Here is a 26,258-nt window from a genome sequence, read left to right as displayed (position 1 = left end):
GGTCAGGCTGCCTTGCTGCGATAGGAGGATGCGAACCGGCGCAGGCGCGTCGCGGCGTCGAGAAGGATGGCGTCCGGCTGGCAGAGGCTGATGCGGACATGGCCCTTGGCTGCGTCGCCGAAGCTCGAGCCCGGCATGACTGCCACCTTCTCGGCATCGAGCAGGCCCCATGCGAATTTCTCGTCGTCATGCTCGATCGCGCTGACGTCGAGCATGACGTACATGCCGCCCTCGGAGCCACGCACGACGATGTTGTTCAGGCCCGAGACTGCGTCCAGGAACAAGGTGCGGCGGCCGTTGTAGATATCGGCGATAACCTTGACGCCATAGTCGTTTTCCAGCGCCTCCGTTGCCGCACGCGACACGAAGTCCGTCAGGCCATACGTAGTGACGAGGTTGAGGCTGATGAGGACCGAGATCATGCTTTCCGGCCCGGTCAGCCAGCCGATGCGCCAGCCGGTCATGCCGTGGCTCTTGGACATGGAGTTGATGACCAGCGTGCGCTCGGCCATGCCGGGCAGGGCGCGCGGCGAGACGTGGTGTCCCTCGGCAAGCGTCCAGTAAACTTCGTCCGAGAGAAGCCAGAGGTCGCGGCGGATGCAGAGGTCGGCAAGAGCCTGCAAGCTTTCGCGTGAATAGACCGCGCCGGTCGGGTTGTTCGGCGTGTTGATCAGGATTGCCTTGGTGTTGGGCCGCAGCGCCGCCTCAATGTCCTCGGCGCGGGGCTGGAAGCCATCTTCCGCGCGCGCTTCCACCACGGTGAAGTCGGCTTCGGCAGCACGGAACGTGCCGGGATAGGTCGCGTAGTAGGGGGCGACCACCACTGCGTGATCGCCCTTGTCCAGCGTCGCCTGCACGGCGGCGTAGAGCGCAAGTTGCCCGCCGGGGGTTGCGATGATCTGGTCGGCGTTCGTTTCCACCCCGGTGCAACGCGTCGATGCCTTCGCCATCGCCTGGCGCAGGCGTGGGATGCCGGGCAGTTGCGTGTAGTGGTGATAACCGCCCCTAACCGCCGTGACGCAGGCTTCGATGGTCTCGGAGGGCGTATCGAAGTCGTGGTCGCCGACTGAGAGCATGATGATCGGCTCGCCCGCTTCCTTGCGGGTCATGGCGGCGAAATGCACCTCCCAGCCATCCTTGCCGGAGGGGATGATGCCGCTGATGCGTGCGGATGGTTTCGGCATGGCTACGCCCTCAATCTTTCGTTCTTGGGATCCCAGAGCGGCTCGTCCTTCTGGACTGTCGCGGAAAAGCGCTCGCCGAATATCTCGACCTCGATTCCGGTGCCCGGCTCGGCAAGATCGGCGCGCAGCATGCCGAGCGCGATCGACTTGTCCACCCGGTGACCAAAGCCTCCTGACGTCGTCTCGCCGACAATCTTTCCGTCATGCCAGAGCGTCGACATGTAGGGCGCGTCGAACTCGGGGCTGTCGACGACGAGCGTGACGAAGCGTTTCTTCACGCCCTGCTGCCTCTCATTTTGCAGCGCTGCCTTGCCCTTGAAATCGGGCTTGTCCCATTTGACAAACCGGTCCAGCCCGCCCTGCAGCACCGTATAGTCGGTCGAGAGATCCTGCTTCCAGGCGCGATAGCTCTTTTCAAGCCTGAGCGAATCCAGCGCGAACATGCCGAACGGCTTCAGCCCGTGCTTCTGGCCGGCGGTCCAGACCGCGTCGAAGATCGCCGCCGTGTCCTCGACCTTGCTGTGGATTTCCCAGCCGAGTTCGCCGGCGAAAGAAACGCGGACCAACTGGCACCAGCGGCCGGCGATACGCCGCGGTTGGGTGGAGAGCCAAGGGCGGTGCAGATCAACTCTTTCCGCCACCTCCGCAAGAATTTCCCGTGATTTTGGCCCTGTAAGAATCTGACAGGAAAAGCGGTCTGTCGCGTTCTCAATTCTAACTTTGGAACCGCTGGGCAAATGTCGCGTCAGCCATTCGAAATCATGTGATTCGGCAACCGCAGCGGTGATGAGCATAAAGCGCTCGCCGTCTTGTAGAGCCATGATCGACATCTCTGTGACGATGCGGCCCTTCTCGTCAGAAAAGTAACCGAGACCAATTTTGCCGGACTTCGGCACGACGCCGGTAATCATGGTTGAGAGCCATTCGCGTGCATTTTCACCCGAAAGCATGAACCGCGAGAAGCCCGGCAAGTCGAGGATGCCCGCCGCGTCACGCACGGCGAGACACTCCTCGCGAATGCGCTTCTGCCAGGGTCCGTCGCGGCGGAATGTCTGCGTCGACTTCTCCGAGGTATCGTCGCCGGGCTTGGCGTACCAGGTCGCGCGCTCCCAGCCGTTATAGGCGTTGAACTGAGCGCCGAGCGCGGCGATCCGCTCGTGGAGCGGTGAAAGTTTTCGCCCCCGTCCCGCCGGCCAAGCATGGCGCGGGAAATGGATCGCGTATTCGTGGCCGTAGATTTCCATGCCCTTGGCCACCGCATAATCCTGTTCGGCAGCGAAACCGGTGAAGCGGCGCGGGTCGCAGGACCACATGTCCCACTCCGTCTGGCCCTCCGTCACCCATTCGGCCAGCACCTTTCCGGCGCCACCGGCCTGCGCGATGCCGAAGGTGAAGACGCAGGCCTCGAAAGCATTCGGCACGCCCGGCATCGGCCCGATCAGCGGGTTGCCGTCCGGCGCGTAGGGGATCGGGCCGTTGATGACCTTCGAAAGCCCCGCCGTTCCAAGGATTGGCACGCGCGCGATGGCGTCGTTCAGATACCACTCCAGCCGCTCGAGGTCGTCCGGGTAGAGCTGGAAGGAAAAATCCTCCGGCATCGGGTCATCCGGCGTCGCCCAGTGCGCACGGCAGTTTTTCTCATAGGGGCCGAGGTTCATGCCGCTCTTTTCCTGGCGCAGATAGTAGGAGGTATCCACGTCGCGCAACAGCGGCAGCTTGTGGCCGACCTCCTTGCTCCATGCCGCGAGTTCGGGGATCTCCTCGAACAGGATGTACTGATGGCTCATCACCATCATCGGCACCTTGCGGCCGAACATGGCGCCCACTTCCGCGGCACGGTAGCCACCGGCGTTGATGACGTATTCGCAGCGGATTTCGCCCTGCGCCGTCGAGATCACCCATTCGCCGTTTTCGCGGCGTGCCCCGGTGACCGGGCAGAAGCGGATGATCTTGGCGCCCATGTCGCGCGCGCCCTTGGCAAGCGCCTGCGTCAGTTGTGCAGGGTCGATGTCGCCGTCGCTCGGATCAAAGAGCGCACCTTTCAGCTCATGCGTCTCGATGAAGGGATAGCGGCGCTTGATCTCGTCGAGGCCGACGACATCAATGTCCATGCCCTGATAGCGGCCCATCCCCTTGGCGCGCTGGAATTCCTGCATGCGCTCGTCCGAATGCGCGAGCCGGAGCGATCCCGTGACATGGTAGTTCATGGGATAGTCGACCGCCTTCGCCAGCCCGCGATAAAGCTCCGTCGAATAGCGCTGCATGTTCATCAGCGACCACGAGGACGAGAAGGTCGGCACGTTGCCAGCCGCGTGCCAGGTCGAACCTGAGGTGAGTTCGTTCTTCTCCAGCAGGACGCAGTCGGTCCAGCCTGCCTTGGCGAGATGGTAGAGCGAGGAGACGCCAACCGCGCCGCCGCCGATGATCACCACGCGTGCAGTTGAAGGAATATCTGCCACTGACTTCTCCGGTCGTTACGTTCGTTCGTTGATATTGGTTCAATAAACAGGCGGCGAGATGACCCAGATCACCACCGCCGGTTTATCGCCGGGATTTCGCCAGCGAAACGGCTTCGCGGCGAAACGAAAACTGTCGCCTTCGGCAAGGTGGTGCCAGACGCCGTCGATCTCGATATCGAAGCGTCCCAACGCCAGATATCCAGCTTCTTCCGTCTTGCGGAGTGCAGGCTCCGGCAGTTCCGAACCGGGCGCGAACACCGAGCGCAGCATCTCGAAGCTGCCGCCAAGATCAGGCGAGAGAAGCTCTTCCACCAGCCCGCTTTCGCTGGTGCCAAGGGAGCGTCGGCGGCTGGCGCGCACGACAGCGCCACGCTCCTCTTCGGTCTCGGCTTCATGACTGAAAAACAGGCTGAGCGGCACGCCGAAGAGTTCTGCGAAGGCTCGGAGGTCGGCTAGGGAAGGGGTGGACAGTCCGCGCTCGACCTGGCTGACCCAGCCGACTGATCGCTGCAGGCGCATCGCGATCTCGGCCAGCGTCAGCCCACGCGCCTTGCGCAAGGCACGCAGGTCGTGCGCCAGCAACTGCGTGGCGGATAGCGGCTCTTCGCGATGAGCGGCGCTGTGCGGCATCAGAATCTCATGAAAATTCAGTTCTGAATTTCATGAAGTCTGATCGCCATGAAAAAATCAAGTCGATTTTCATATGCCACGATATTGGCTTGCCGTCCCGGCATCCCGGTGCAAAGAGCTGGGCCGGCAAGGCCGCCTCCCGGGGGACCGACATGGCAGTACGAGACGAAGACAATTTCTCGCGTCAGGACGCCGCTGTCGTGGACGGCATGATCAAATCGCGCCGTTCCGTCCGTGCCTTCCTGCCCGACCAGGTCGATGAGCAGATGATCCGGGAAATTCTCGAGGTCGCTTCGTGGGCGCCCTCGGGTGCGAACATGCAACCTTGGAAAGTATATGTGACGACGGGGGAGGCCAGGCAACGGCTTTCGGATGCCATCCTGCAGTCTGGGCTGGCGACGGAGGATGTCTCAGGAGAATACAAATACTACCCCGATACGTTTTTTGAGCCATACAACGCCCGTCGTCGCGCCGTCGGCTTTGGCTTGTATCGGCTCCTGGGCATCGGCAAGCAGGACGGCGAGCGGATGCGGGCCCAGTATGATCGGAACTTCGCGTTCTTCGATGCGCCGGTCGGGCTGATCTTCACCATCGATCGCCGGCTGAATCAGGGCTCATGGATCGACTATGGCATGTTCCTGCAGAACATCATGGTCGCAGCGCGGGCCAGGGGGCTGCACACCTGTCCACAGGCGGCCTTTGCGCGATATTACCGACAGATCAAGCCGGTGCTTGGCATTCCCGACGAGCAGATCGTCGTCTGCGGCATGTCGATGGGCTACGAAGACGCCTCCAAGCCCGAGAACGGTCTAAGAGCCGATCGCGCGCCCGTGGATGAATGGGCGGTTTTTCTTCGATAACCGATTACTCGACTTCGTAGCCGACTTCTTCGCTGGCATGGCAGAGCGCATTCCAGAATGACCGCGCGAAGGAGCGGAAGACATAGACGTCGAATTGATCAACGCCCGTCCGCTGGATTAGCGCGAAGATATCGTGATGGACGGTCGAGATGCCTGAGCCGACGGCAAGCGCAGGCTTGGAGAAATCGACTGCGAAGAATTTCGCCAGCACCCACTCCGCTTTCGGCCCGGCAATCCGGATCACCGTGCGGCCGTGGGACAGGTCGGTCACGGTCCCGGCGTCAGGACCGACCGCATTGGCAAAATAGCCGAAAAGCCCTTCCTCCTGATCCGCCACCAGGAATTTCCCCGGCGCAAAGCCGAAGGCGCTCTTGGTCTCGGTAGCGACCCCGCTGCCGGCGCCGCCTGGCACGAAAAGTCCCATCACCTCGCGGATTGCGGCGAGGATGCCCGCCTGCTGCCCGGGCCACGCCGCGAGCTGGACGATGGAGCCGGGCTGCACCTCCGCGAGCGTCACGCCGACGCTGTGATCGTCCCGGGCGTATCTGCCCGGACGCAACACGGGTGCAAGCGGCGAAAGCTGGTCAACCATGCATGCGCTTCCCTTCCGGGTCATAGAAATGGTGGCTGACGATCTCCACCGGCCCGAAACGCTTGCGCAGCGGGTCGGAGATGAACGCGCGCTGGCCGTGGCGTGACTTGCCGGCCTTCACCAGCGCCAACCCGATATATTGCCCGAGCGTTGGCGAATAGCAGGCCGCGGTCAGGTGGCCGATCGAACCGTGGGGATTGTCGCGGTCGAGTTCCTCGACTATGTGCGCGCCGCCGTTGAGCGGAATGTTGTCGCGCGAGAGGATGCCGACGAGTTGCAGCCGGTCCGGCGCGACGAGCCCTTCACGGTCCATCATCATCGAGCCGACGAACGGCTTCTTCTTCGACAGCATCCAGTCGAGATGCAGATCGCGCGCCGTGACGCGGCCGTCGATCTCGGCGCCCGTGACATGGCCTTTCTCGATGCGCATGGTGCCCAGCGCCTCCAGGCCATACGGGACCAGCCCGAATGGCTTGCCAGCCGCGGTCAGTGCTTGCCACACATGGGTGCCGTGACCCGCGCCGGAATAGACTTCGTAGGCCAGTTCGCCAGAGAAGGAGAGGCGGCAGATCATGACGGGCGCCCGGTCGATCTCGCCATGGACGATGCCCATGAAGGGCAGTGTCTCGTTGTCGACCTTCGTTCCGGTCACGCAGGCGGCGAGAATGTCCCTCGACTTCGGGCCCGCAATCGAGGCGCCCGCCCATTGGTCGGTGACCGAGGTCAGCGTCACCTTCAGCTCCGGCCAGATCACGTCCAGCAGGTATTCCAGATGCTGCATCACCTTGCCGGCGTTGGCGGTGGTGGTGGTCATCAGGAAGTCGTGTTCGGCCAGTCGCCATGTCGTGCCGTCATCCAGGACGAGCCCGTCCTCGCGCAGCATCAGCCCGTAGCGCGCCTTGCCGACGGGCAGGGTCGAGAACATGTTGGTGTAGATGCGATCGAGAAAGTCCGCTGCGTCCGGTCCCTGCACGGCGATCTTGCCGAGAGTCGAGACATCCGCGATGCCGGCTGCTTCTCGCGTTGTCCGCGCCTCGCGCACATAGGCCTGCTCGACCGTCTCTCCGGGCAGGCCGAAGATCATCGGACGATGCCACAGGCCTGCGGAATAGAGCGTCGCGCCGTTCTCGACATGCCAGTCGTGCATCGGCGTCAGCCGCTCCGGCCTGATCTCGCCGTAGCGCTCGGCCGCGAGCGCGCCGATGGTCACCGGAGCGAAAGGTGGGCGGAAGCGCGTCGTGCCGACCTCCGGGATCTGCTTGCCCAGCGCATTTGCCATGATGGCAAGCCCCGGAACGTTCGACGTCTTGCCCTGGTCGGTCGCCATGCCGAGCGTCGTGTAGCGCTTCAGATGCTCGACCGACTGGAAGCCTTCACGGTGCGCCAGACGCACGTCGTCCGATGTCACATCGTGCTGGAAGTCGACGAACGCCTTGCCCTTTGCGGCGATCTCGAAGACCGGGGCAGGGGCGATATCGAGGTCGTCGCTCGAAGTCGCGGGCAGCAGGCCCGTGTCCGTCCCGCCACCAGCCGCAAAGCCTTCCGAAAGCGCGGCGTCCAGCGAGAACGTCCCGTTGAAACCGCCAGCGCCAACCCAGCCGTCGGTATCCTTTGGCGGCAGGAAGGCCTGCAGCCTTTCGTTCCATTCCGCCTTCGCGCCTGCCTGGCTTGCGAGATTGATGACCGGCGACCAGCCGCCCGACATCAGCAGGCAATCGACATCGATGCTGCGCGGATCGCCGCTGATCTGGCCCGTCGCCGCGTCGAAGGCCTGCACCTTGATGCAGTGGAGCTTCTTGCCGCCTTCGGTCGCGGTCACGGCGCGCCCGGTGAGGATTTCAGCGCCGGTCCGCACCGCGATCGCGCGCGCTGTCTCGGAGATTTCCGCGCGGACATCGATGATTGCGACGACCTGGCAACCAGCCTCGCGCAGAGCCAATGCGGAACGATAGGCTCCATCATTGTTGGTCAGGACCGCAATCTTTTCGCCGGGCATGACGCCATATTCGGCCGCGTAGCGCTCGGCAGCATTCGCCAGCATCACGCCCGGGCGATCATTGCCCGGAAACACCAGCGGCCGTTCGAACGCGCCTGTCGCCAGCACGACCGTGCCGGCCCGGATCGTCCAGTGGCGCTGGCGCGGCTCGCCCCTGCGCGGCGATGGCTTGTGGTCGGTCACGCGCTCCAGCGCCGCGATTGTGTTGCCGTCGTAGTAACCCCAGACGCTCGTACGCGGCAGGACGCGGACATTGGGCATCCGCGCCAGTTCGCGCACGGTCGCTGCCGCCCAATCGCTAGCGGGCTGTCCGTCGATCGTCTCGTCGCTCCAGTTGGCCGATCCGCCGAAGCGTGCGTCCTGCTCGGCCAGAATGATCCGTTTGCCGATTTCCCCCGCTGCCTTCGCAGCCATCAGCCCCGCCGGTCCTGAGCCAACCACCAGCAAGTCGCAGAAGGCGTTCATGCGCTCGTATCGCGAAGGATCGGCAGCCGTGCCCGCCTTGCCGAGACCTGCGGCGCGGCGAATGAAATGTTCGCTGAACATCCAGAAACGCGTGCCTTTCAGCGGCCCGATCACTGGCCCCATGAATGTCTTGTAGTAGAAGCCGGCGCCGAGGACTTTGCCGCCAAGCTGGTTGATCGCGCCGACATCCAGCCCCAATGACGGAAAACGGTTCTGGCTGACGACTTTCAGGCCGTCGTAAATCTCCAGCATCGTCCCCTGGATGTTGGGTTCGCGCGCCTCGCCGCGCAGGATCGTGACCAGCGCATTCGGCTCGTCGACGCCTGCTGCGAGCAGGCCACGCGGGCGGTGACATTTGAAAGAGCGTCCGAGCAGGGTGACGCCGTTGGCGAGCAGTGCGGAAGCCAGCGTGTCGCCCGGATGGCCCGTGAATTCCTGCCCGTCGAAACTGAAGCGGATGCTGCGCGAGCGGTCGATCAGCCCGCCGCTGGTGGCGCGACGCGGGCTCATGCCGGCTTCTCCACCTTGCCGGTTTCGCGCGCCAGCGTCACGTCCAGTATCTTGTGCGTCACCGTGTTGCGCAAAACCCTGAGATGCGACCGGCAGCCGCCGGAATGCTGCCATGTCTCCTCGTGGTCGCCGGCCGTGTTCACGCGCTCATAGATGTAGGCGTTCCAGGCTGCCTGGTCGGTCGAGCTAGGATCCGGTCGCGTGCGTCCGCCTTCCTCGCGATAGACAAATTCGGAGGAGTCGCGCGGGCCGCAGAAGGGGCAGGTGATGATCATGTCTGTCCCTCCCTCAGTGCAGGTTGGGCGTCGCGCCCTGACCCTTGTCGTCGATCAGGATGCCGCGCTGGAACCGGTCGAGCGTGAAGGGGGCGTTCAGCGCATGCGGTTCGTCCTTGGCGATCGTCCACGCAAAGCACCATCCCGAAGCCGGCGTCGCCTTGAAGCCGCCGTAGCACCAGCCGGCATTGAGATACATGCCGGGCAGGGGGCCCGTCGTGATGATCGGCGAACCATCCATCGACATGTCGCACAAGCCGCCCCAAGAGCGCAGCACGCGCAGGCTGGCGAAGCTCGGGAACAGCGCCAGCATCTCCGAATGCACTTCCTCGACCAGAGGCAGGCTACCGCGCTGGGCATAGCTGTTGTAGCCGTCGAGCGCGCCGCCATAGACAAGGCCGCCCTTGTCGGACTGAGCCGCATAGAAATGCCCCATGCCGAAGGTCAGCACGGTGTCGAGGATGGGTTTCAGCGACTCCGACACAAAGGCCTGAAGCACCTGGCTTTCTATCGGCATCGTCTCGATGCCGGCGAGCTTCATGACGCGGCCGGTGCTACCGGCGACCGCGACGGCCACCTTTTTCGCCCTTATCTCGCCGCGCGAAGTGGTGACGCCGGTTACCTGATCGCCGTCGCGCAGGAAGCCGGTTACCTCGCAATTCTCGATGATATCGACGCCGCGCCGGTCCGCGCCGCGCGCATAGCCCCATGCGACAGCATCGTGGCGCGCGGTGCCCGCGCTCCACTGCATGACACCGCCGAGGATGGGGAATCTGGCCGAGCCGGAGGTGTCGAGCGCCGGCACCAGCTTCTTGATCTGCGCGACCGACATCAGTTCGGAATCGATGCCCGAATGGCGCAGCGCATTGCCGCGCCGCACATACTCGTCCAGTTGCCCCGGCGTGTGCGCGAGGTTGAGGCAGCCGCGCTGCGAGAACATCACGTTGTAGTTCAAGTCGTGGGAGAGGTTCTCCCACAAATCCATCGAATGCTCATAGAAGCGATGGTTTTCCGGCAGCAGGTAGTTGGAGCGCACGGCGGTCGTGTTGCGGCCGACATTACCGGAACCAAGATAACCCTTCTCCAGAACGGCAACGTTGGTGATGCCGTGCTCTTTGGCGAGGTAGTAGGCTGTCGACAGGCCGTGCCCGCCACCGCCGATCACGATCACGTCGTAGCTCGGCTTCGGATCGGGCTTCCGCCACGCCGGCTTCCAGTCGCTGTTTCCGCTCAGCGCGTTCTTCAGAAGCGTATAGGCCGAATATTCCCGCATTGTTGCCATGGTTCTCTGGAAGGAGCGCAGACTACAAGGCAGCCCTTTGTGCCAAGGTCAGGATTGCGCCATTGCCTTTCGCATGGCCGACCCCCTTGGATCAAGGCGACTTGCCCGCCCTTACGGGTGTCTTTATCAAGGGCCGCGTCTTTACAGGTCCGGGAAGTAGTCTGCTTGCGGTTCGGTCGAACTGCAAGGTTTATCAGGGGTTCCATGCCTTTCGTCCGCCTTTGGCGCACAGTCGTTCTGGTCGTACTCGCCTTCGCGATCCTCGCGCCGGCGGCTTTCGCGCAAGGTCTCGGCAACACCGCCAACCCGCTCATTGAGCAGCAACGCGGGACGATCCAGGAATACACCGCGCGTGCGGACGCGCTTGAGAAGGACATTGCCGCAAACAGCGAGCAGGACGGCAAGCTTGTCGAAATAAGGCTGAAGCTGGAAGAGCTGGCGCGCGAGCTATTCTCGAGTGCTGTGGCGTTTCGCCCCCGGCTGGCAGAGATCAATGCGCGGCTGGACCAGCTTGGCCCTGCTCCGCCCGAGGGCCAGCAGGAACTCGACATTGTCTCCGTCGAGCGCGAAGGGCTGCTGACCGAAAAAGGCGAGATCAATGCCGTACTCGGCCTGGCCGAGTCGCTGTCGATCCGCGTCAACGGGCTGATCGAACGGATCGGCGAACTCCGCAGCGAACTGTTCCGCAACGTGCTGACCAAGCGCTATTCGCTGACACAGGCCTTCGACGGCGAGACATTTGGTGATGTCGAGGCGGAATACACGAATTTCTACCGCGCTATCTCGTCCTGGCTGAATTTTGTCGTCAAATACAAGTTCCAATCCGTCCTCGCGGCGGCGTTCTTCGCCCTCGCGGCCGCGGCCGTGCTGCTGGTCGGCGGTAGGAGGGTGTTCAGGCGGCTGATCCACGCAGACCCGACGGCCGAAGATCCGTCTTATCTGAGCAGGTTGTCGGTTGCCTTCTGGTCGACGCTGCTGCCGACGGTGACGTTCGGCGTCTTTCTCGCGGCGACGCTGTTTTTCTTCAACTATTTCAACGTTCTGCGCGGTGATATCGGGATTTACCTGAGTTCGCTTTTCGCCGTTGTGGGCGTGATCTTCTGCGTCAACAGGCTGGCCGACGCTGCGCTGTCGCCGGGCCTCCCCAACTGGCGCCTGATTTCGATCGACACCCGTACGGCACGCAGGCTGGTGCTTGCGCTGACGGCCATGGCCGTGGTGATCGGCTTCAACAACTTCCTGACGGTCGTCAACACCACGATGGGCTCGCCGCTTTCGCTCACCATTGTCAGGAGCTTTCTGTCATCGCTCATCGTCGGTGCGCTGCTCGTCCTTGTCGGGCTGTTGCGCTACGAGGCGGACAACTGGAAGCCATGGCACGGCTGGCTGCGCTATATCGCCATAGGGTTCGGCTTGTTCATCATCATCACGGCGCTGCTGGGCTATATCGGCCTCGCGACTTTCGTGGCCCAGCAGGTCGTCATCACCGGCTCCATCCTTGTCACGGCCTATATCGGTTTCCTGTCAGCACGCGCGATCGGCGCGGAGGGCGGCTTTGCCGAGACCTCCGTGGGGCGCTGGCTGACCGCCAAGTCGAATACTGACCCAACCACGCTCGACCAATTCGGCCTGGTCGTCAGCCTCGCCATCAACCTTTTGGTGCTGCTCGTCTTCCTGCCGCTGATCCTGTTCATGTGGGGCTTCCAGCCCGGCGATATCCAGGCCTGGGCCTACAAGCTCGGCTCCGGTTTCAGCATCGGCACGTTCCGCTTCTCGCCGGTCGGCATCCTCACCGGCATCGTCGTTTTCATCGTTGGCTACTTCGTCACCCGCTGGTTCCAAGGTTGGCTCGACGGCTCCGTGATGGCACGTGGTCGGCTCGACACCGGCGTACGCAATTCGATTAGGACCGTGGTCGGCTATGCCGGTCTCGCACTCGCGGCGCTGATAGCGATTTCCTCGGCGGGCATCGACCTCTCCAGCTTCGCCCTCATCGCAGGTGGTCTGTCGCTCGGTATCGGTTTTGGCCTTCAGAACGTCGTATCCAACTTCGTGTCGGGCTTGATCCTTCTCGCTGAGCGTCCCTTCAAGGCAGGTGACTGGATCGTCGCGGGCGATGTTTCGGGCACGGTCAAGAAGATCAGCGTCCGCGCCACCGAAATCGAGACGTTCCAGCGCCAGAGCGTCATCCTGCCGAACTCGCAGCTGATAAACAGCGCGGTCGGCAACTGGACCCATCGTAACAAGCTGGGTCGCGTCGACATCAAGGTCGGCGTTGCCTATGGCACGGACGCCAAGCGCGTTCATGCCGTGCTTCTCGAGATCGCCCGGAATCATCCGCTGGTGCTGAGAAATCCCGAGCCCTTCGTCTCGTTTGCGAATTTCGGTCCGTCGGCGCTCGAATTCGAAGTTCGCGTCTTCCTCGGCGACGTGACCAATGGCGGTGGGGTACAGAACGACATCCGTTTCGCCATCCTGGACGTCTTCGATTCCGAGGGCATCGAAATCCCGTCAACGCCACGCGCGGAGATGCCCAAGCCGCAGGACGCCTGGCCGACCGACGACGAGCGCGACGAAGCGGAGCTGATTGAGAAGAAGGCTCTTGAGGAGGCGGCTCTGGCCGAGCGGAAAGCCGTAGCAAAGCGCCGGGGCTCGCGGGTACGCAAGCCGGATCCATCCTGAGTTTCCCGATTGTGGCGTGAACGTGGCATTCAGTTGCCGTTCAGATTGGTTGTCCTATAAGGTCGCCGAAAAGGGGCTGTTGGCCCCGCAACAGAGGCGGCGAAAGCCGAAAATGAAATGCTCAGGACCCTAGTCGCCACGACCTTGCTGCTGGCTGGCGGCGTGTCCGCACATGCGGCGAGCGCGGTCAATCTCGACAGCGAACCACGCACGCTGATCGTCACCGAGGGCGGCAGCAAATCCGAACTCGTCGTCGGTGGCGGCGAAACCGCAGATTTCTGCGCTGCAGGCTGCTTCGTGACGCTGCCGAACGGCGACATCGAAGCGCTGACCGGCAGCGAGACGATCGAGATCAAGGGCGGCGTCGCCCGCATCAAGTAGGCGCTTCGCCACGTCGTGTAAAAGGCCGGGCTATGCCCGGCCTTTTCGTTTGTGACACGGTTGGTCGCGCCGTATTGGCGCGATGTCGCAAACAGGCTTCAACCCGATCCGATTGCCGCTCTATAGTCTGCCGCGAAAATCCTCGGAGTCGTGGCAATGGCAGAGTTTCCGTCAAAGGCGAAGGTCGTCATCATCGGGCAGGGCGGCATCGTCGGCGCGTCGATCGCGCATCACCTGATCGAGCGCGGCTGGGACGACATCGTCGGCATCGACAAGTCGGGCATCCCGACCGACATCGGCTCCACGGCCCACGCGTCCGACTTCTGCTACACGACGAGCCACGATTATCTATCCGTCTGGACGACCCAGTATTCCATCGATTTCTACGAAAAGATGGGGCACTACGCCCGTATCGGCGGTCTTGAGGTCGCGCGCACCGGCCACGATTTCTGGATGGACGAGATCAAGCGCAAGCTTTCTTCTGCCAAGGCGTTTGGCACGCGCGCGCACTATGTTTCGCCCGCCGAGATCAAAAAGCTCTTCCCCCTGATCGAGGAAGACAAGGTCATGGGCGGCATGTTCGACCCGGATGCAGGCCTTGTCGTGCCGCGTTCGCAGACGGTCGCCGGCAAGCTCGTCGACGCTGCCGAAAAGACCGGCAAGCTGCGCACCTTCTCCAACACGCCCGCCCAGTCACTGATCGTCGAGAACGGTCGCATCAAGGGCGTCGTCACGCCTCGCGGAACCATCGAGGCCGACTACGTCATCGTCTGTGCCGGCATCTGGGGGCGGCTGATCGCGGAAATGGTCGGCGAGGATCTGCCGGTGATGCCGGTCGATCACCCGCTGACCTTCTTCGGTCCCTTCGAGGAATTTGCAGGCACGGGCAAGGAGATCGGCTATCCGCTGCTGCGCGACCAGGGCAATTCGGCCTACATGCGCGACACCGGCGACCCCAAGACCACCGAGGGCGGCCAGATCGAGTGGGGCTATTACGAGACGGACAATCCGCGCCTCTGCCATCCGCGCGACATCCTCGAAAAGAACCAGGCGCGCCTGTCGCCGTCGCAGCGCGACCTCGACATGGAACAGATCATCGAGCCGCTGGAGCGCGCTATCGAACTGACCCCCATCCTCGGCGAAATCGGCTACAACGAGGGCCATTCCTTCAACGGCCTGCTGCAGGTTTCGGCCGCTGGCGGGCCGTCCTGCGGCGAGAGCCAGAAGGTGCGGGGACTCTGGTACTGCGTCGCCATCTGGGTCAAGGACGGTCCCGGCTACGGCAAGCTGATCGCCGACTGGATGACCGACGGACGCACCGAGATCGACCACAACTCGATCGACTATTCGCGCTTCTACCCGCACCAGTTGACCGAGGATTTTATCGAAGGCCGCACGCGCGAAGCCGCGCAGAAGATATACTATCCTGCGGTCCATCCGCGCGAGCCGTACGGGACCGGCCGCAACATCAAGCGCTCGCCCTTCTACGAACGCGAGAAAGAACTCGGCGGACATTTCATGGAGCTTGGCGGCTGGGAACGCGCTCACGGCTACGCCGCCAACGATCACCTGCTGGAAAAGTACGGCAACCGGGTGCCCGTCCGCGAAAACGAGTGGGATGCCAGACATTTCTGGCGCGTGTCGAACGCCGAGCATCTCGCCATGAGCGAGGATTGCGGCATCGTGAACCTCAGCCATTTCCACATGGTCGACATCGAAGGGCCCGACCATGTCGAACTGCTCGAATGGCTTTGCGCCGCGAGGATCGGCGGCGACGCCAATATCGGCAAGGGCATCTACACCCACTTCCTCGACGATGAGGGAATGGTGCGAGCTGACTTCACCGTGTTCCGCATGGCCGACCGCTGCCGCCTCGTGAACGGCGCCGACGCCGGCCCGCGCGACTTCCACTACATGAAGCGCGTTGCCGAGGATCGCGGCCTCGACGTAAAGATCACCGACACGTCCGAGAAATACATCACGATCGGCATCTGGGGCCCCAATGCTCGCCAGACGCTGAAAAAGGTTGTCGCCGATCCGGCCGGGCTCGACCCCGAAAACTTTGCCTTCGCAGCGATCAGGCAGATCGAGATCGCGGGCAAGCCGGTCACGGCTTTCCGCATCTCCTATGTCGGTGAGCAGGGCTGGGAACTGCACATGAAATATGAGGACGGTCTTGCCGTCTGGGATGCGCTCCGCGCCACCGGCGTCATGCCCTTCGGCGTCGAGACCTACGCCAACTCCCGGCGCATGGAAAAGAGCCTGCGGCTGCAGAACGCGGACCTGCTGACGCAGTACAATCTCATCGAGTCCGATCTTGCCCGTCCAAAGGTCAAGGACGTCGATTTCCGCGGCAAGGCGAAGCACCTCGAATACAAGGCCCGCGACCACCAGCCGGCCATGCTGTGCACGCTGGTCCTGACCGACACGAAAGACGCCAAGGGCGTAGTCCGTTATCCCGTCGGGATGATGCCGGTCCTCGACCCCGCCACCGGTGAGGTGCTGGTCGACGAACTCGGTCGCCGCTCCTACACGACCTCCGTCGCTTACGGTCCGACGCTGGGCAAGAACATCGCGCTTGCCTATCTGCCGTGGGCTTATTGCCAGGAAGGTCGCAAGCTCGCGGTCGAGTATTTCGCCGAAAGCTTTCCCGTGGAGGTCGCAGCCGTCGGCTACAAGCCGCTCTACGATCCGGAGAACCTGAAGCCGAGGAGCTGAGCACGCTTCATCGACCTCGACCTGATCGGCAGACGGCAGTCGCGCGATTGTGAAGTATTGTTGCCCCGGCTTGCTTGCCGGGGTGTGTTTGCATCGCCTAGCCTTGGGCCATGTCTCGTCTGCTTCGTCTATGGCGGGTCGTTCTGGGCGGCATCGCTGCCGTCCTGATGGCCTCGCATGCAAGCGCCGTCGAACAGGTCGATGTCGAACTTGTTCTTGCAGTCGACGTCTCGCTCTCCATGTCCCCGATGGAACTCAACATCCAGCGTGACGGCTATGCCGCCGCGCTGACGCACGAGCGGGTCCTGCAGGCCATCGCGGACGGCGCCTACGGCAAGATCGCCATCACCTATTTTGAATGGGCCGGCGTCAATTCGCACCACATCATCGTGCCCTGGACCGTCATCGCCAACAAGGCCGACGCCGAGCGCGTCGTCGCGAGATTGTCGGCGCAACCGCCGAACAGCGCGCGGCGCACGTCGATCGCAGCCGCACTCGAATTTGGTGCGGATCTCTTTGCCGAAAGCCAATACAGCGGCCAGAAGCGTGTCATCGACATCTCCGGCGACGGCCCGAACAACCAGGGCGCGCCGGTTCAGGTGTCGCGGGACGCGGTCGTCGCGCAGGGCATCGTCATCAATGGGCTGCCGCTGATGACGACGGCCGGCTTCTCCAGCGCCTTCGATGTCGTCGACCTCGACCGCTATTACACGGATTGCGTGATCGGCGGGCCGGGAGCTTTCATGATTCCGGTCAACGACTGGTCGCAATTTCCGGAGGCGGTCAGGCGCAAGCTGGTGCTGGAACTCGCCGGCCCTCTATCTCCGGCTTGGCGTGCGGAAATGGCCGGCGAGAAACTGCCGGTGGTCAATGTGCAGGCCGAGCAGCCGATCGATTGTATGGTCGGCGAGAAGATGTGGCGCGACCGAAGCTGGATGTGGGACGATCAGCAGCGCTAAAGGACGGCAAGTGCCTATGCCGCCAGCAACTGTTTCCTGTCCAGCCGTTCCTGCTGCGGCGAGCGCGCATAAAGCTCTCGATAGCATTTGGAGAAATGCGACGCGGAGACGAATCCGCAGGCGACGGCCACTTCCACCACCGGCATGGACGACTGGACAAGCAGGTGGCGGGCGCGGTCGAGTCTGATTTCGAGATAGTAGCGCGCGGGCGAACGGCCCATCTCCGCGCGGAACAGCCGCTCGATCTGGCGGCGCGAAAGGTCGACGTCGTCGGCAATCTCGATCAGCGAGAGCGGCTCGGAGAGGTTCGCTTCCATAAGTTCTATGATCGAAAGTACCTTGGCGTTCTGGACGCCCAGGCGGGCCCTGAGCGGCAGACGCTGGCGATCCGTCGGGCTACGGACGCGATCGGTCAGCACCTGTTCGCACACCCGGTTGACGAGATTGTCGTCGTAGTCTTCGCCGATCAGCTTCAGCATCATGTCCAGCGCGGCCGTGCCGCCGGCGCAGGTGTAGATGTTCTGGTCGATCTCGAAGAGGTCGGCAAAGACGTTGGCTTTCGGAAAGGCTTCCGCGAATCCGGGCAGGTTTTCCCAATGGATGGCGCAGCGCTTGTTTGAGAGAAGGCCGGCGGCGGCAAGGATATGGGCGCCGGTGCAAAGCCCACCCAGCGCGACGCCGCGGTTATATTCCTCGCGCAGCCAGGCGAAGGTGGTGCGATTGCTGTAGGTTTCGACGTTAAGGCCGCTGCAGACGATCACCATGTCCGGCCTGTCCGGTCCCGCCATCCGGCGGCGCTCGTCCTCGAGCGAGGTGTTAACTGCGCACTCGACGCTGTTGGAGGCTTTCACCGGCCGCCCGTCGATGCTCGCCAGTCGCCACGTGTACGCCTCGTAGCCGAGCATCCGGTTCGCCATCCTGAGCGGGTCCAGCGCGGTCGCAAACGCGATCATCGTGAAATCGGGGACCAGAAAGAAGACGAACGACCTCTTTGCAGGCAGTTTGGCGGCGTTCAACGTGGCTCTCCGCTGCGGTGATGACGCGAACAGGATGTCGCTATCAGCAAAGCGCCATCAGAATCCCTTTATTGTCAATGGGTGCGGCGAGTGTCTCATGATTAAATCTGCGACATGGTCGCAAATTGGCCAGCGGCGGCCTTTCGCCTGCACACAAAAGAAAACCGCCGCTGGCCGTTAGGCCCTGCGGCGGTTTCAGATGCGGGCGAGCGTCCCTTGGGCCGCTACGAAGCCCGCGCTAGCGATATTCTCAGACGAGCGCGCCGAAGCGTGCGCCAGCCATTGCGCCGGTCTGGCCAGGCATCGTGCGGCCGAGCTTCTGGCGTTCCAGGGCGGTCGTCAGGTTGATTTCACGGCGTTTGCCGAATAGGCGAGCGAAAAGCTTCATGACACGTCTCCATGCATCGAGGTTACACGGGGTGCCTTCGCAGAAGAGCTCAGGAGTGGGGCATCTCGTTGGATGGCGCGGATATAGGCGTGGCTGCCGAATATTTAAGCGGTAAAAGCGAAGCGGCGCGACGTAAAAACGACATCGACCTTTTTTTAAGGCAAATTCAAATCCGGAATTTCGCTTTGTTTACAGATAATTAATCTGATGTTTGTGTCGCCATGCAGCTTGCTCATGTGCGCCATGCAAGGCCTGCATGGGTAGGAGCGTGCCTGCGCGGAGAAGAAGGCCTGCCGCGTCAAGGGAAAATGCGGCAGGCCTGTTTGCTTTCGGTTTCACGTTTACTTCGACCCCGACCAGGAACCGACGCCATGGTTCTGGCCGACCTTCTTCTCGAAGGCATCGGGCCAGCCGATGTCTTTCTGGAGTTCGACCGGCAGCGAGCGAATGGTCCGCTCGGTCTGGTAGCGGGCGCGGGCGGCGCTGAATTCGGCGGCCAGGCGGCCGATGGATGAAATTATGGACATGACGATCTCCTCTCGTGTTTGCCGGACCCTTCCCTGTCCGGGTTGCCCTGACTAAGGGCGTTCGGTTTCCGCTTCATTCCGCATCTAGGCCGTCCCTGTTTCGGTAGTGTTACCGCACAACGAAGCTTCGATGACATTGACTATGAGGCCGACCTGGTGTTCAATCAAACGAAATGAAATGATGTTTTAGATCAGGGAAATTGAAGGAACGGAACCGTGAACGCACCGCTCAATCACCCGCTGCCGCTGCTCGATCTCGATGTGCTTCGAACCTTCGTCGCCATCGCTGAAACGGGCAGCTTCACCACGGCGGCGAATGCAGTTTTCCGCACACCGTCTGCGGTCTCCATGCAGATCAAGAAGCTCGAGGACATTCTCGGCCGGTCCGTCTTCGCGCGCGACGCGCGCTCGGTGTCGCTGACGACCGATGGCGAGATGCTGCTGGGCTATGCCCGCCGCATGCTGGCCATCAACCGTGAGGCGGTATCGAAGTTTATCATTCCCGACATCGCAGGCGTCGTGCGCATAGGCTCGCCTGACGACTATGGCGAGCGCGTGCTACCGCATGTTCTCAAGCGCTTCGCACAGTCACATCCATCGATCGCGGTGGATGTCATCGTCGACCAAAGCGGCAATCTGCGGCGGCGCATGGATGATCGCGAACTCGACCTGACGCTCGTCACCCGGTCCTCCAAGAATCCGATGACCGGCGCGGAAGTTCTGCTGACGGAACCGATCGTCTGGGCCGGAGCAAAGGGCGGCTGCGCGCATATGAAGGAGCCGCTGCCGGTGTCCATCTGGGAGGAGGGCTGCGCATGGCGGGCCGGCGCACTGGAAGCGCTCGGTCGCGAGGGGCGCAACTACCGCATCGCGTATATGAGCGCCCACGCCACCGGCCAGCGCTCGGCGATCATGGCCGACCTCGCCGTCGCGCCGCTGCCCAAATCCTTCCTCAACAGCGACATGGTCGAGCTTGGCACGAAAGACGGCCTGCCCGAGATGGGCACCTACAGCCTCGCCATGTTCGTCGCGCCGGACGCCAGCGCGCCGGTAAAGGCCGCAGCAGACCACATCCGCGCGACCTTCGAGGTCTACGGCCAGACGGGTAAGTGGTTCTGATCAGTCGCGCGACCTGCGCGCCGCGCGTTCTTCCCTTGAGCGGCGGCGTGGCGCGTTGTCGCCGCCTTCTCCCTCGGCCAGCACCTTTCGGGCCGGCAGTGTAACTTCAGCCGACAGTTTCGGGAACGCGTCAACCTTGTTTGGCAGCGCCATCGCGTTAATGAAGAGCTGCTGGAAGTCCGGCTCCAGCGCCGTCTCGATCTTTTCGATCTTCGACACTTCCTGCTCGATCTCGCGGCGATGCTCGCGGTTGAGCAGTGCCATCAGCGCTCCGGTACCGGCCGCATTGCCGACGGCTTTCACCTCTGACAGTTCGCAGTCCGGGATGATACCGAGCGTCATGGCGTATTTCGGATCGATGAAAGAGCCGAACGCGCCGGCGAAGCGGATCGTGTCGACTTCGTTCACGCCCTGCTTGTCCATCAAAAGCTTGATGCCCGCATAAAGCGCGGCCTTGGCGAGCTGGATGGCGCGGATATCGTTCTGTGTCACCGAAATGCGCGGTTCCCCGTCTCGCAACAAGTAAGAGAAGGTACGGCCCGCGTTGAAGATGCGTGGCGTCTTCGACGCGAGGTTCCCATCGACGACGCCGTCCTCCGAGATGATGCCGGTCAGATACATCTCGGCCACGACCTCGATGATCGCGGAGCCGCAGATGCCGGTCACCCCCGTCGCCTTGGCGTCCTCCTCGAAGCCCGGTTCGTCCGACCATTTGTCGACGCCGATGACGCGGTATTTGGGTTCCAGCGTCACAGGATCGATGCGCACCCGCTCGATCGCGCCCGGCGCGGCGCGCTGGCCAGATGAGATTTCCGCGCCCTCGAATGCAGGTCCCGTTGGTGACGAGGCCGCCACGACGCGCTGGCGGTTGCCCAGCACGATCTCGGCATTGGTGCCGACATCGACCAGCAGCATCATGCGGTCCTGTCGGTAAGGGCCTTCCGACAGCGTCGCGCCGGCCGCATCTGCGCCGACATGGCCGGCGATGCAGGGCAGGGTGTAGAGGCGAGCGCCGGGGCTGACGTCGATGCCGATCTCGTGCGCCCAGAACTGCATCGAGCCCGAGACGGCGAGCGCGAACGGCGCCTGCCCGAGTTCGGTAGGGTCGATGCCGAGGAACAGGTGGTGCATGATCGGGTTGGCCACGAACACGCAGTCGAAGATGTCGTGCCGGTCGACGCCGCTTTCGGTGCAGACCCTGCCGATCAGGTCGTTGACGGCGTCGCGCACGGCCTTGGTCATCGCCTGCTGGCCGTCGGGGTTCATCATCACGTAGGAGACGCGGCTCATCACATCTTCGCCGAATCTTATCTGCGGGTTAGGCGCGCCTGCTGATGCAACGATTCTACCAGACAGCAGCGAAACCAGATGCATGGCGATGGTCGTCGAGCCGATGTCACAGGCGATGCCATAGGCTTCGTTCTTCAGCCCGGGATAAAGCGCGATGATGAAGGGGCGCGACGATTCCATGTCGCGGTGGATCGCGGCTGTGACCGCCCAGTTTTCCTTGCGCAGGATCTTCTGGACCTGCGGCACGAGATAGGGAGCGACCAGAAGATCCTTCCAGCCCCAGTCCTTGCCGAGCATCACTTTCAGGCGGTCGAGATCGCCGAGCGGCTTGTGCATGTCGGGCTCGTCGACCTCAACGTAGCACATCTGCACCGCCGCATTGCGCTCGATCACGCGATCGGTAGCGGCTTTCCGGATAGTCTGCGCGTTGATGACCGTGTCCTGCGGCACGTCGACGACGAGATCGCCCTGGATCGTCGCCGAGCAGGAAAGGCGGCGGCCCTCGGGCAGGCCGCGCACGCGCTCGTAGCGCTCTTCCTTCGGACCCTTGGGCGAAATGTGGTCGAGCGTGGAGGTTATGCCGTGCTTGGCGAAATTGCCTTCCTGCACCTCGATCTGGCAGCGCCCGCAGGTCGCCCGCCCGCCGCACACGCTCTCGACATAGACGCCGAGCTGGCGTGCTGCGTCGAGCACAGGCGTGCCGACGGCAAACCGCCCGCGCTTGCCTGACGGCATGAACAGGACGAGGGGATCGGTTTGGCGGTTGTTATCCATGGCAATGCGATGCGGGCAGGGGCTTCCTTAACCCCGCGAGCGACGTCCTTCGCGATTGCGGCCGCGCGGAGCAGCGCCGGGGTCGCGGTTGAAGTTGATCCAGGCGGCGCCGCCCGTATCCTGGTTGAGGAGGAAGTTGGCGGCGCGGATCGCTTCCATCTCCTTGCCCGGACGCGGCTTGGTCGAGCCCAGGCCGAACAGCTTGACGAAGGTTTCGTCGTCCATGTCAGGCGGCAGCATGATGCCGGCCGCCTCGACCTCAGCCTTCTTCTCGGCGATCTTGGTCGGGCCGACCGGCAGCGCGACCGGGTTCATGATCGCGCTGGTCATGCCGGCGGCATAGGCCATGGGCAGGAAGGCGTTGTTGATGCCGTGGCGGTTCGGCAGGCCGAACGAGATGTTCGATGCGCCGCAGGTGGTGTTGACGCCAAGCTCTTCACGCAGGCGGCGAACGAGGGTGAAGACCTGATGGCCGGCGGTCGCCATCGCGCCGATCGGCATGACCAGCGGATCGACCACGATGTCATGGGCGGGGATGCCGAAGTCGGCTGCGCGCTGGACGATCTTCTTGGCGACGGCGAAGCGGACATCCGGGTCTTCGGAAATGCCGGTGTCGTCGTTGGAGATGGCGACGACGGCGACGTTGTACTTCTTGATCAGCGGGAGGACCTTTTCCAGCCGTTCTTCCTCGCCAGTCACCGAGTTCACGAGCGGGCGGCCCTTGGCGGTCTGCAAGCCAGCTTCGAGTGCGCCGGGAACCGATGAGTCGATGCAGAGCGGCGTATCGACGACCGACTGCACGGTTTCGATCAGCTTCGGCATCAGGATGGGCTCGACGAAGTTGTTGTCGGCATAGCGCGGATCCTGCGCCATCATGTTGGAGAAGACCGCGCCCGAATTGATGTCGAGGACCGTCGCGCCAGCCTCGGTCTGGGAAATGGCGTCCGTCTTGACGCGCGAGAAGTCGCCGCGCTCCAGCTCCTCGTTCAGCACCTTGCGGCCGGTCGGATTGATCCGCTCGCCGATGACGCAGAAGGGCTGGTCGAAGCCGATGACGATTTCGCGGGTCGCCGAGGCGACGATCGTGCGGGTCATGAATCTCTCCGTATGATATAAAGACTTCTTTATATCGTTATCTGATCTCGTCAAGCGACATGGTTGGGCGGGTGCGCGCCGTCAGTGCGCGGACTTCACCATGTCGACCTGGGTTTCTGTCACGTCGTCCTTCAGCAGGTGGTCAAGCCGTGCCGCTACCGTCGCATCGTCTGCGCGCGACTCCCGCTTCCATGGCCGGCGGCCCTTCAGCACGCCCGATTCATCGACGATCTCGGCAACGTATTCTTCCTGCCGGTAGGCCATCACATGGATGCCTGACACGCCGGGGATTTCCTTCACCTCGTTGATGATGTCGATGCAGAGTTGCTTGCCTTCCTTCTTCTGGTCCTGCGCGCCCTCCAGCCGCGTGATCACGGCGTCCGGGATGTGGATGCCCGGCACGTTCGACCGGATCCATTTCGCGGTCTTGGCCGAGGCGAGAGGCCCGACGCCGACAAGCACAAAGACTTTCTCAGTGTGACCGAGGTCGCGCGCCTTCTGCATGAATGTCTTCAACATCGGCACGTCGAAGCAATACTGGCTCTGCACGAACTGCGCGCCGGCCGCGATCTTCTTTCCCAGATGTATCGGGCGAAAATCATAGGGCGGCGCGAAGGGGTTGATTGCTGCGCCGAGGAAAACCTGCGGCGGCGTCGTCAGCTTGCGCCCCGACAGGAACTTGCCATTGTCGCGCATGATGCGGATTGTTTCGAGCAGCGATGTGGAATCGAGGTCGAACACCGGCTTCGCACCCGGCTGGTCGCCGGCCTGCACGCCGTCGCCCGTCAGGCAGAGGATGTTGGCTACGCCCATCGCCGCGCCGCCCAGCACGTCGCCCTGTATGGCGATGCGGTTCTTGTCGCGGCATGCAATCTGCATCACCGGCGCATAGCCCATGCGGGTCAGCAGCGCGCAGATGCCGACGGACGACATGTGGCAGTTGGCGCCCGACGCGTCGACAGCATTGATCGCGTCCACCCAGCCGTCGAACACTTTCGCGCGGTTATAGACGTCCTCAGGGTCGGCGCTGTCGGGAGGATTGAGTTCCGTCGTCACCGCGAATTCGCCGCGCCGCAGCACGCGCTCAAGTCTGCCACGAGAGCTATGGCCGGGCAGCAGGTCCAGCGGCAAGTCGATGCCGGCCGGGTTCTCGTCCGGATGAAACGGCCGCTTCTGGCTCATGCCGAGGCTCCCGTTTTCGCCGCTTCGCGCGCCGCCGCCGCATTGGCCGTAACCCGCAGCCATGCCGACGTCTCGCGCAGCGACTGATCGACCGGCTTCTGTACGGCCAGGATCGCATCGCCCTTCACCATGTTGCGCGAACCTTCCCACGCCTTCACCCAGACGCAGGGCATGTCGGGCTCCACCTCGCAATTGCCGTTGGCGCGCACGCCACCGCAGGGGCCATTGCGCAACTGTTTGGGGCAGTTCATTGGGCACGACATGCCCGTCGAGGAGAGGACGCACTGGCCGCACATGCGGCAGTCGAACATCAGGCCCTTCACGCGCTTCTCGACGAATTTTATCGGCGCCTCGACGCGACCATAGCCGATGCCCTTCCACAGTGGATGCAGCATCAGGAACAGGTCGGCGAAGCGTGCGTAGAACCACTCGAGCATACGGCTGTGGCGGATCGACCAGAGACGGATGGAATAGCTGCGCTGTACGCGCCGCTGTGGCGACACGTCTGATGGTTTGTAGTCGGATTTCGGCGCGGTCTTCTTGACGACGGTGGCCTGCGTCACGCCGCCGGTGGCGGAAGGCGGAATCGTCTCCGCAGCGGCGCTGGCCGGGCCTTTGGCTGTCGTCGAGATTGGCTGGGTTTCGGACATTTCTGCCGTGCCTCGCGCGTGGATCAGGAAAGCCGGCCGCCGGCCTTGGCCAGCGCCACCAGCCGCTCGCGGTAGTATTCGGCGTCGATCGCGGTCGCCGCCTTGTCAGCTTCTGCTTCCAGATCGTCACCGACGCTCACTGGGTCGGCCTTGCGCCATTCCGCCAGATAGGCGTCCGTCTCCGCCGCGCCGGAACGCATCGCCGCCATGTCGATCGCCTCGGTGAAGCGGAGCGGCAGTTCGCGCTTGGCGTTCTGCCGGCCCTTCTTGACGATGACCTGCGCGGGGATGTCGCGCCAGTAGACGATGATCAGGTCGGCCATGGATTTCTCGCAAATTTCAAGCATTTCAGCATTGCCGGAAGCGCAATTCGCCCGCTTCTCACCCGACGACGCGCGCGCATTCAAAAGCGACGCATTGCGATGACGCAAACAGAAAAGTGTCGGCGGGGATTACCACACGCCCTTGGTCAGTCCGGTCCACAGGTAGAACCAGATCGTAGGGTGATACCATTGTCGAGACGGCATGTCCGGCGCTGCCGGCGTCAGGCGCCCGTCCAGCGCGTCCTCTATGCCCTTGATGCAGCTGCCGCGCGACAGCGCTGCGAGCCGCAGCGGATAGAGCGCGATGTTGTCGCCCGGCTCCGGCTTCCCGCGAACCTGATGAAGCACGCCGCCCGTGTCCACACCAGCGTCGACCAGATGCACCGTCGTGCCGAAATTGCCGGCATCGCCCGTTGCCAGCGCCCAGTAGCCACCGTTCATGCCGCGATATTTCGGTGTGATGCCGGCGTGATAGTTCAAGACCGGGCAGGGGATTGCCGCCAGCGTCCGTTTCGACAGCAGCCGGCATCCGGCGAGTAGGATCACGTCGGGTTTCAAGCGTTCGATCACGGAAACGAATTCAGGCGCATTGGCCGACGGGACCTTGATGATTGTCTGGCTAGCTGTCGGTTTGGTCTCCAATCCGGCTTCGCGTTCGATGTGTTCAGCCCTCCGTGCGAAAAACCGCTTGCCGAGCCGCACCAGAACCATCGTGCCCAACTGGCCGAGAGCCGTTATCCAGCCCTGCCGCCGCGCTCTGGCTGCCAGCAGTGCTTTCTTGGATTCCGGCTCCTCCTCGATGACCGTGATCGCGCCGAAGCGATCCGTCAGCGCGTTGACCAGCGCCCAGATATGCGGCCCGCCTTCCGTGACGACCACGATCTTCTTGTCCACGGCGGCC

At 63.0% G+C, this 26,258-nt stretch carries 22 protein-coding genes; 6 read left to right on the top strand and 16 right to left on the bottom strand.

The genetic code is table 11. The features are described from left to right. Positions 1-2: 2 nt before the first annotated feature. The 3 genes from ABMA32_RS10695 to ABMA32_RS10685 are packed head-to-tail and all read right to left on the bottom strand — an operon-like array spanning position 3 to position 4,273. Complete coding sequence (locus tag ABMA32_RS10695; RefSeq protein WP_349013750.1) at positions 3-1,184, bottom strand: pyridoxal phosphate-dependent aminotransferase; 1,182 nt, start codon at positions 1,182-1,184, stop codon at positions 3-5. Positions 1,185-1,186: 2 nt separating this feature from the next. Next, positions 1,187-3,643, bottom strand: coding sequence for a GcvT family protein (locus ABMA32_RS10690; protein ID WP_349013749.1), 2,457 nt, complete (start codon positions 3,641-3,643; stop codon positions 1,187-1,189). A gap of 39 nt (positions 3,644-3,682) precedes the next feature. Continuing rightward, complete coding sequence (locus ABMA32_RS10685) at positions 3,683-4,273, bottom strand: helix-turn-helix domain-containing protein (RefSeq protein WP_349013748.1); 591 nt, start codon at positions 4,271-4,273, stop codon at positions 3,683-3,685. Positions 4,274-4,425: 152 nt separating this feature from the next. Between ABMA32_RS10685 and ABMA32_RS10680 the strand changes: the two genes are divergently transcribed. Then, positions 4,426-5,133, top strand: a complete 708-nt coding sequence (locus ABMA32_RS10680) for a nitroreductase (protein WP_349013747.1) — start codon at positions 4,426-4,428, stop codon at positions 5,131-5,133. A 4-nt stretch (positions 5,134-5,137) separates the two neighbouring features. Here the strand turns inward: ABMA32_RS10680 and soxG are convergent, their stop codons facing one another. The 4 genes from soxG to ABMA32_RS10660 are packed head-to-tail and all read right to left on the bottom strand — an operon-like array spanning position 5,138 to position 10,244. Next, positions 5,138-5,725 carry a sarcosine oxidase subunit gamma family protein gene (gene soxG / locus ABMA32_RS10675; protein WP_349013746.1) on the bottom strand — a complete coding sequence of 196 codons (588 nt, stop codon included), beginning with the start codon at positions 5,723-5,725 and terminating at the stop codon, positions 5,138-5,140. Then, positions 5,718-8,696: a sarcosine oxidase subunit alpha gene (locus tag ABMA32_RS10670; protein WP_349013745.1), complete on the bottom strand. Its 2,979-nt coding sequence runs from the start codon at positions 8,694-8,696 to the stop codon at positions 5,718-5,720. Before ABMA32_RS10670 ends, soxG begins: the two co-directional genes overlap by 8 nt. Further along, entirely contained in the window at positions 8,693-8,971 is a 279-nt protein-coding gene (locus ABMA32_RS10665) for a sarcosine oxidase subunit delta (protein WP_349013744.1), read from the bottom strand. The genes ABMA32_RS10670 and ABMA32_RS10665 overlap by 4 nt, the downstream gene beginning before the upstream one ends. A 13-nt stretch (positions 8,972-8,984) precedes the next feature. Further along, entirely contained in the window at positions 8,985-10,244 is a 1,260-nt protein-coding gene (locus ABMA32_RS10660) for a sarcosine oxidase subunit beta family protein (RefSeq protein WP_349014714.1), read from the bottom strand. 213 nt (positions 10,245-10,457) lie between these two features. Here ABMA32_RS10660 and ABMA32_RS10655 point away from each other — a divergent pair, with 213 nt between their 5' ends. The 4 genes from ABMA32_RS10655 (at position 10,458) to ABMA32_RS10640 (ending at position 16,993) form a co-directional block, all read left to right on the top strand. Then, on the top strand, positions 10,458-12,935 hold the full coding sequence (locus tag ABMA32_RS10655) for a mechanosensitive ion channel family protein (protein ID WP_349013743.1): 2,478 nt from the start codon (positions 10,458-10,460) through the stop codon (positions 12,933-12,935). A gap of 117 nt (positions 12,936-13,052) precedes the next feature. Next, positions 13,053-13,316, top strand: a complete 264-nt coding sequence (locus ABMA32_RS10650; RefSeq protein WP_349013742.1) for a hypothetical protein — start codon at positions 13,053-13,055, stop codon at positions 13,314-13,316. Positions 13,317-13,472: 156 nt separating this feature from the next. Beyond that, a complete protein-coding gene (locus ABMA32_RS10645; protein WP_349013741.1) occupies positions 13,473-16,034 on the top strand; it encodes a GcvT family protein in 2,562 nt (853 codons plus the stop codon). Between the two features lie 110 nt (positions 16,035-16,144). Next, positions 16,145-16,993 (top strand): DUF1194 domain-containing protein, encoded by an 849-nt coding sequence (locus ABMA32_RS10640; protein WP_349013740.1) that lies wholly within the window; start codon positions 16,145-16,147, stop codon positions 16,991-16,993. A gap of 14 nt (positions 16,994-17,007) precedes the next feature. Here ABMA32_RS10640 and ABMA32_RS10635 read toward each other — a convergent pair whose 3' ends face one another. The 3 genes from ABMA32_RS10635 to ABMA32_RS10625 form a co-directional block, all read right to left on the bottom strand. Further along, positions 17,008-17,946: a GlxA family transcriptional regulator gene (locus ABMA32_RS10635; RefSeq protein ID WP_349014713.1), complete on the bottom strand. Its 939-nt coding sequence runs from the start codon at positions 17,944-17,946 to the stop codon at positions 17,008-17,010. Positions 17,947-18,259: 313 nt separating this feature from the next. Further along, the gene (locus ABMA32_RS10630; protein WP_349013739.1) at positions 18,260-18,397 is read right to left on the bottom strand and encodes a hypothetical protein; all 138 of its coding nucleotides are present in this window, start codon (positions 18,395-18,397) and stop codon (positions 18,260-18,262) included. A 341-nt stretch (positions 18,398-18,738) separates the two neighbouring features. Beyond that, positions 18,739-18,924: a hypothetical protein gene (locus ABMA32_RS10625; protein WP_349013738.1), complete on the bottom strand. Its 186-nt coding sequence runs from the start codon at positions 18,922-18,924 to the stop codon at positions 18,739-18,741. A gap of 216 nt (positions 18,925-19,140) precedes the next feature. On the opposite strand from ABMA32_RS10625, the gene ABMA32_RS10620 reads away from it, so the two are divergent. After that, positions 19,141-20,043 (top strand): LysR substrate-binding domain-containing protein, encoded by a 903-nt coding sequence (locus tag ABMA32_RS10620; protein ID WP_349013737.1) that lies wholly within the window; start codon positions 19,141-19,143, stop codon positions 20,041-20,043. On the opposite strand, the gene ABMA32_RS10615 is transcribed toward ABMA32_RS10620, so the two are convergent. From ABMA32_RS10615 to ABMA32_RS10590, 6 genes are all read right to left on the bottom strand, one after another. Continuing rightward, the gene (locus ABMA32_RS10615; protein WP_349013736.1) at positions 20,044-22,107 is read right to left on the bottom strand and encodes an ASKHA domain-containing protein; all 2,064 of its coding nucleotides are present in this window, start codon (positions 22,105-22,107) and stop codon (positions 20,044-20,046) included. A gap of 27 nt (positions 22,108-22,134) precedes the next feature. Next, positions 22,135-23,202, bottom strand: a complete 1,068-nt coding sequence (locus ABMA32_RS10610; protein ID WP_349013735.1) for a methyltetrahydrofolate cobalamin methyltransferase — start codon at positions 23,200-23,202, stop codon at positions 22,135-22,137. A gap of 81 nt (positions 23,203-23,283) precedes the next feature. After that, positions 23,284-24,384 (bottom strand): methylenetetrahydrofolate reductase, encoded by a 1,101-nt coding sequence (locus ABMA32_RS10605; RefSeq protein ID WP_349013734.1) that lies wholly within the window; start codon positions 24,382-24,384, stop codon positions 23,284-23,286. After that, positions 24,381-25,034 (bottom strand): methylenetetrahydrofolate reductase C-terminal domain-containing protein, encoded by a 654-nt coding sequence (locus ABMA32_RS10600; protein ID WP_349013733.1) that lies wholly within the window; start codon positions 25,032-25,034, stop codon positions 24,381-24,383. Before ABMA32_RS10600 ends, ABMA32_RS10605 begins: the two co-directional genes overlap by 4 nt. A gap of 23 nt (positions 25,035-25,057) precedes the next feature. Continuing rightward, a complete protein-coding gene (locus ABMA32_RS10595) occupies positions 25,058-25,357 on the bottom strand; it encodes a virulence factor (protein WP_349013732.1) in 300 nt (99 codons plus the stop codon). 129 nt (positions 25,358-25,486) lie between these two features. Further along, the gene (locus ABMA32_RS10590) at positions 25,487-26,251 is read right to left on the bottom strand and encodes a formyl transferase (protein ID WP_349013731.1); all 765 of its coding nucleotides are present in this window, start codon (positions 26,249-26,251) and stop codon (positions 25,487-25,489) included. Positions 26,252-26,258 lie beyond the last annotated feature (7 nt).

This window comes from Mesorhizobium quangtriensis, assembly GCF_040081925.1.
Lineage (GTDB): Bacteria > Pseudomonadota > Alphaproteobacteria > Rhizobiales > Rhizobiaceae > Mesorhizobium_K > Mesorhizobium_K quangtriensis.
This window is presented reverse-complemented; position numbering and strand designations above follow the sequence as displayed.